At 61.8% G+C, this 249-nt stretch carries 1 protein-coding gene; it reads right to left on the bottom strand.

Annotation, left to right across the window (positions count from 1 at the left end; genetic code table 11):
- Positions 1 to 210: hypothetical protein (locus L6966_RS12070; protein ID WP_237233485.1), on the bottom strand; the 210-nt coding region annotated here is incomplete at its 3' end.
- Positions 211 to 249: the final 39 nt, after the last annotated feature.

The following is a 249-nucleotide window of genomic DNA, read 5'->3' as shown; positions in this document are numbered from 1 at the left end:
CGGGTCACCGCGCGCGGTGACATAAGAGCTGGCGAATAGGACGCGGTGAGCGAAGCGAACTCCGCTATGGTCACCGGTTCGCCCTGTTTTTGGGTGCAAAGAGAGCCCCCTACCGGATTCGAACCGGATGAGCCAGCGGGTCACCGCGCGCGGTGACATAAGAGCTGGCGAATAGGACGCGGTGAGCGAAGCGAACTCCGCTATGGTCACCGGTTCGCCCTGTTTTTGGGTGCAAAGAGAGCCCCCTAC

The organism is Rothia nasisuis (assembly GCF_928381405.1).
GTDB classification, from domain to species: domain Bacteria; phylum Actinomycetota; class Actinomycetes; order Actinomycetales; family Micrococcaceae; genus Rothia; species Rothia nasisuis.
This window is presented reverse-complemented; position numbering and strand designations above follow the sequence as displayed.